This is a genomic window from Loigolactobacillus jiayinensis, from assembly GCF_003946445.1.
Taxonomy (GTDB): Bacteria; Bacillota; Bacilli; order Lactobacillales; family Lactobacillaceae; genus Loigolactobacillus; species Loigolactobacillus jiayinensis.
Genome location: NZ_RHOF01000099.1, coordinates 1 through 5431, shown reverse-complemented (window position 1 = coordinate 5431; position 5431 = coordinate 1). Strand labels below are relative to the sequence as shown.

Below are 5431 nucleotides of genomic sequence, written 5' to 3'. Positions count from 1 at the left end.
CGGTGCCGAAACGCTGGTATTGTCGGACCCACTTATTAACGGTCATGTCACTTTTGATCTGGTACTTTCTAGCAATCAATACAATTCCTAACGAAGAAGTGAGATAGTCTTGAACAACCTGCAGTTTAAACTGCTTAGTATATTTAGTCATAGTAAAACCCCCGGTATTGGATTCTGGTCCAATACCGGGGGTTCACTTCACTGTGGCATAAGTAATATTATGTCGCAGTCTCATTTTTATTGCCGAACTTTATAGCTTAAACGTGTGCTATAAAGCTATTCTGGCAACGCGGCACGCATTGCCTTAACGTAATCTTGTAAATGGGTTGGCGCTTCACGGCCGTATTGACCGATAATATCAACAATCGCACTCCCAACGATCACACCATCGGCCACTGCACCCATTTGTGCAGCCTGTTCTGGCGTATGGATTCCAAAGCCAATAGCGGTTGGCGTGGTGGTGTACTTACGAATATTAGCCACTAACTGATTAAGATCCGTTTTGATATTATCGCGTGTCCCGGTGATACCCATGGACGATACCACATAAATGAAGCCATCAACGTTCGCCACAATTTTGGCGATTCGTTCTGGTGGTGTTGTTGGCGTCACCAGCGGAATGATGTGGCAGCCATGCGCTTCAGCAATCGGCTTGACCTCATCACGTTCTTCCAGTGGTAGATCAGGAATAATAGCACCGGCCACATCTAATTCGGCACAGCGGGTGAAAAACTTATCATAATCATACTGATATACCAGATTACAATAGGTCAGAAAAACCAAAGGTACCTGCGTCCGTTTCCGAACAGCTGCCACTAGCTCAAATACTTTTGCAGTAGTTGAGCCCGCCGCAAAAGCACGTAGATCGGCTGCTTGGATCACTGGTCCATCAGCGACAGGATCAGAAAACGGAATACCAATTTCAACGAGGTCCGCACCCGCTTCAGCAAGCGCAACGATATTATCAGCGCAGGCCGCAAAATCCGGATCACCAGCCACTACGAAAGCGATGAATGCTTTTTTATTTGCAAATACTGTTTTTAAATTAGTCATGAATATCCACCCCACGATAACGCGCAATCGCCGCAACGTCTTTGTCACCACGTCCTGATAAGTTACAAATAATGATTTGGTCTTTGGCCAATTGTGGCGCTAATTTTTGTACGTAAGCCACTGCATGGGCACTTTCCACCGCACAGATGATGCCTTCTTCTTTCGCAATATATTCGAACGCATCAACAGCCTCGTCATCGGTGACGCCAACGTATTCGGCCCGGCCAGTTTCGGCTAAATGAACGTGTTCAGGACCGATGCCTGGATAATCTAGGCCTGCAGAAATTGAGTAAACAGGTGCAATTTGCCCATCACCGTCTTGAATAAAGCGTGATTTCATACCGTGGAAAATACCAGTCCGCCCTGTTTCCATGGTAGCGGCTTGTTGATCAGTGTTAACGCCTTTACCGGCAGCTTCACAGCCAATTAAGCGAACATCCTTATCATTGATAAAGTTGTAGAACGCACCGATGGCATTGCTACCACCGCCAACACAAGCCACAATTGCTGCTGGTAATTTACCGGTGGCTTCCAAAATCTGCGCCCGCGCTTCACGACTGATCACACTTTGAAAATCGCGCACCATCGTTGGAAATGGGTGTGGTCCCATGGTTGAGCCAATCACATAATGGGTATCGTCTACCCGCGAAGCCCACTCCTGCATAGCCGCGTTGACGGCATCTTTGAGTGTCCCTGTTCCTGTCGTGATTGCATGAACTTTTGCACCCAGTAACTTCATCCGATAGACATTTAACGCTTGCCGATCCGTATCGACTTTGCCCATGAAGACTTCACATTCCATCCCCATTAACGCGGCGACAGTTGCGGTTGCGACCCCGTGTTGCCCAGCGCCAGTTTCGGCGATAACGCGCGTTTTGCCCATTTTCTGGGCCAATAACATTTGGCCTAATACGTTGTTGATTTTATGCGAGCCAGTATGATTCAAGTCTTCCCGTTTGAAGTAAATCTGCGCGCCGCCTAGATCTTCTGACATGCGTTTTGCGTAATATAATCGCGATGGCCGACCAGCATAATCATTGAGTAAAGTCGTCAATTCGGCTTGAAAGTCAGGATCGTTTTTGTAATGGTCATACGCTGCTGCTAAGCGATTGACCTCAGTCATCAGTGTTTCTGGAATGTATTGGCCGCCGAAATTACCGAAGCGACCAGGTTTAATTTTTTGCATTAGGTGATACCTCCAAATCAAATTTACGCACTGCCTGTACGAAGGCGGCGATTTTTGCTGGGTCTTTTAAGCCAGCCGTCTCAACCCCACTAGAAACGTCCACGCCAGCTGGGTGAACTTGGGTCAACGCTGAACTGATATTCGTTAAGTTTAAACCACCAGCTAGGAAAAATGGCCGTGGTGCTGGTGACGGTAATTACTGCCAATCAAAGGTAGTGCCACTACCTGGTTGTGCTGCATCATAGAGCGCATAGTCGGCGGCAGTCGGTGTCGCATCCTGTTGCACCTGAATCACCTGCGCACCAGCGGCCTGTAGCGTCCGCACTGTGGCCTCGGATTCATGACCATGTAATTGAATCACACTAATAATGCCCTGTTCAAATGGTGTCAGCATCGCGGTTAAAGGTGCGTCAATAAACACGCCAACGGTTTTGATCTGCGGCTGAATCGCTTGTCGTAACTGAGCGGCTTGGACTAAATTAATCGTCCGCCGCTTATTAGGTACCAAGATGAAGCCGACAAAATCTGGTTGAACTTGATTAATGACTTGTGTATCAGCCAGACGCATCAAGCCACAAATCTTAACTAGGGTCATGGCTAAACCCCCAATTCCTGCAATTGAACTGCCTTATCGGTAGCACGCATTAAGGTTTCACCGATCAACACCGCGTCGATGCCGGCTGCCTTAAGTCGTGCAATATCAGTGGCCGTCTTAATGCCACTTTCCGCAACGAACAACACATCAGCTGGTACCTGTTGCCGCAGTTGAATACTATTTTCTAAATCAACTGAGAAATCCTTTAAATTGCGATTGTTGACCCCGATAACTCGGGCACCAGCTGCTAAAGCACGTTTTATTTCTTGCGCATCGTGCGCCTCAACTAATGCTGATAAACCCAGCTGATCGGCCAACGCCAAATCGGCACGCAATTCTTGATCAGTTAAAATAGCGACAATTAGTAAAATAGCGCTGGCACCCAGTAAGCGTGCCTGATATATCATGTACGGTGCTACGGTGAAATCTTTCCGCAGTAACGGCAGTTTCACGGTCTTAGCAACTTGTGGCAAAAATTGGTCGTTGCCTTGAAAATAATCTGGCTCGGTTAGCACCGAGATGGCAGCCACACCGGCTTGCTCATAATCACGGGCAATTTGTTGGTAAGGAAAGTCAGTCGCAATCAACCCTTTTGATGGCGATGCCTTTTTCAATTCACCTATCACTGCCAAACCAGGTTGACCAAGCTGTGTTTCAAAGGGAAAGGTTGTTCGCGCTGGCAACTGCGCCACTTGTGCTTTTAATTGCGCTAGCGTCACTTGCTGTTGTTGCCGTTCAATTCGTTTTTTGGTTGCGGTAACCAATTGATCTAAAATCATGCCACCGCCTCGTTTTTCGTTAAAGCTTGGAATTCCGCTAACTTAGCGGCTGCTTGACCGTTATCAATCGTTTTAGCGGCCAACGCAACGCCTTGCGCAATCGTTAATTCTGGCCGCGCAATGTGTAACGCACAACCAGCGTTCATCAGGACAATATCACGCGTTGCGCCAGCTTTACCAGCAAGGACATCACGGGTAATCTGCGCATTTTCAGCAGGTGTACCACCAACAATCGTCGCAATCGGTGCCGTTTGTAAGCCAAATTGCTCTGGCGTAATTTCGTAGCTGTTGAACACACCATTTTTCAATTCACATACTTGGGTTGGCCCACTAATGGAAACCTCGTCCAAGCCATCCTCACCATGTACAACCAGCGCATTAGCGACACCTAATTGCTGGAGTACCCGAGCAAGTGGTTCAACTAAGGCGGCATCGTAAACACCTAGTAACTGTTGCGTTGCGCCGGCTGGGTTGGCCAACGGTCCTAAAACGTTAAACAAGGTGCGGATACCGAGGGTCTTACGAACTGGTGCTACATACTTCATTGCTTGGTGATATTCCTGAGCAAACAAGAAGCAGATACCAGTTTGTGCTAAAATTGCTTCACTTTGAGCTGGCGTAACATCAATTTTAACGCCTAAAGCCTCGAGAACATCAGCGGCACCACTTTTACTAGAAGCGGCGCGATTGCCGTGTTTGGCAACTGGCACGCCGGCAGCGGCAACAACTAAGGCGGTGGTCGTTGAAATATTAAATGAATTCTCGTGATCACCACCAGTGCCAACGATTTCTAAAACATCTTCTCGTGGGGTAAAAGCTAAGGCATGTGCGCGCATCGCTTTAGCAGCACCAGCAATTTCGTCAATGGTCTCGCCTTTCATCGTCAAGGCCGTTAATAGTGCGGAAATTTGAATATTATCCGCTTCGCCACTCATAATTTCGTTAACAACAGCTTCAGTTTCAGTGAAAGTTAAATCTTCTTTATTGGCTAATTTTTGAATTGCAGTTTTGATCATGGTAAATCCCTCCATAGGTTAAGTTAAAGTGCTCGACACTAACCTACTTGCAACTCATGACCGACTAAGTTGCACGTTAAGTTAGTTTAAGATTAAATTTAAAGTAACTCACTAGAATTTGCCATCGTTGATTTAATTGCATTATTTTCAGCTCCTTAGGAATAAAAAAATCCGCCCATAACAAAATTAATTGTTAAGGACGGATTATTCCGCGGTGCCACCTTAGTTGGAAAGTACGCTAAATAGACTATAAGCGGTACTTTCCCATCTTAGCAGAGGACTGACATCCCCTCGGTAACTCACGTATACCAACACGTCGCGAGGTAATGGAAAGAGTGTTGAACCAAGCGGGTAGATTTTGAGGACTAGCCTAGTAGGGTGAATGCTTTGCCTGCAAAGCGTTTGCGCTACGTCGCTAGCCGCAGAAATCTGCTTGGTGAAACACGTTTCAGCCATATTGGTTGAAACGTGCTGGAAAAAGCAGGTCCCTCCGCCTAGCTACGCTTAAGCAATCATTTTCTACGAAAATAATCACTTAAGCTAGGCTATGCTCGGTACCTGAGCGCTTTTTCCAGCACTCTTTCTTTATTCGCGCCCTCCGTGGTCCATTTAATCGTTTGTTTCCTACCACCATTCCCAGCATGCGGCGGCTCTCTGTGCGGGCATCACGATCTTGATCTCCACTTCTTCGGTTTATAACTTCGTGTTTGAAGTTATAGACGGTTTATTAAGTTGTATTAAGATTAAAATAAAAGTAACTAAAAGTCAACTACTAATTTTAATTTTGCCGGATTTAAAATAG

General features: G+C 46.6%; 5 protein-coding genes and 1 pseudogene. All 6 read right to left on the bottom strand.

Features of this window, described 5'->3' with window-relative positions:
• Positions 1–151 (bottom strand): helix-turn-helix domain-containing protein (locus EKM80_RS15210; protein WP_164509589.1); only part of this gene is annotated, 151 nt, incomplete at its 3' end.
• A 125-nt stretch (positions 152–276) separates the two neighbouring features.
• Entirely contained in the window at positions 277–1053 is a 777-nt protein-coding gene (gene trpA, locus EKM80_RS14385; RefSeq protein ID WP_125554354.1) for a tryptophan synthase subunit alpha, read from the bottom strand.
• Positions 1046–2239 (bottom strand): tryptophan synthase subunit beta, encoded by a 1194-nt coding sequence (gene trpB / locus EKM80_RS14380; protein WP_191985959.1) that lies wholly within the window; start codon positions 2237–2239, stop codon positions 1046–1048. The genes trpA and trpB overlap by 8 nt, the downstream gene beginning before the upstream one ends.
• Positions 2226–2807, bottom strand: a pseudogene (locus EKM80_RS14375) (phosphoribosylanthranilate isomerase). The gene trpB and the pseudogene EKM80_RS14375 overlap by 14 nt, the downstream one beginning before the upstream one ends.
• A gap of 29 nt (positions 2808–2836) precedes the next feature.
• On the bottom strand, positions 2837–3613 hold the full coding sequence (gene trpC / locus EKM80_RS14370; protein WP_125554352.1) for an indole-3-glycerol phosphate synthase TrpC: 777 nt from the start codon (positions 3611–3613) through the stop codon (positions 2837–2839).
• Positions 3610–4629 carry an anthranilate phosphoribosyltransferase gene (trpD, locus tag EKM80_RS14365; RefSeq protein ID WP_125554349.1) on the bottom strand — a complete coding sequence of 340 codons (1020 nt, stop codon included), beginning with the start codon at positions 4627–4629 and terminating at the stop codon, positions 3610–3612. The genes trpC and trpD overlap by 4 nt, the downstream gene beginning before the upstream one ends.
• Positions 4630–5431: the final 802 nt, after the last annotated feature.

Bases quoted from the DNA above. Each gene is read 5' to 3' on its own strand.
- trpB (WP_191985959.1), bottom strand. From the start codon at position 2,239: ATGCAAAAAATTAAACCTGGTCGCTTCGGTAATTTCGGCGGCCAATAC.
- trpA (WP_125554354.1), bottom strand. From the start codon at position 1,053: ATGACTAATTTAAAAACAGTATTTGCAAATAAAAAAGCATTCATCGCT.
- trpD (WP_125554349.1), bottom strand. From the start codon at position 4,629: ATGATCAAAACTGCAATTCAAAAATTAGCCAATAAAGAAGATTTAACT.
- trpC (WP_125554352.1), bottom strand. From the start codon at position 3,613: ATGATTTTAGATCAATTGGTTACCGCAACCAAAAAACGAATTGAACGG.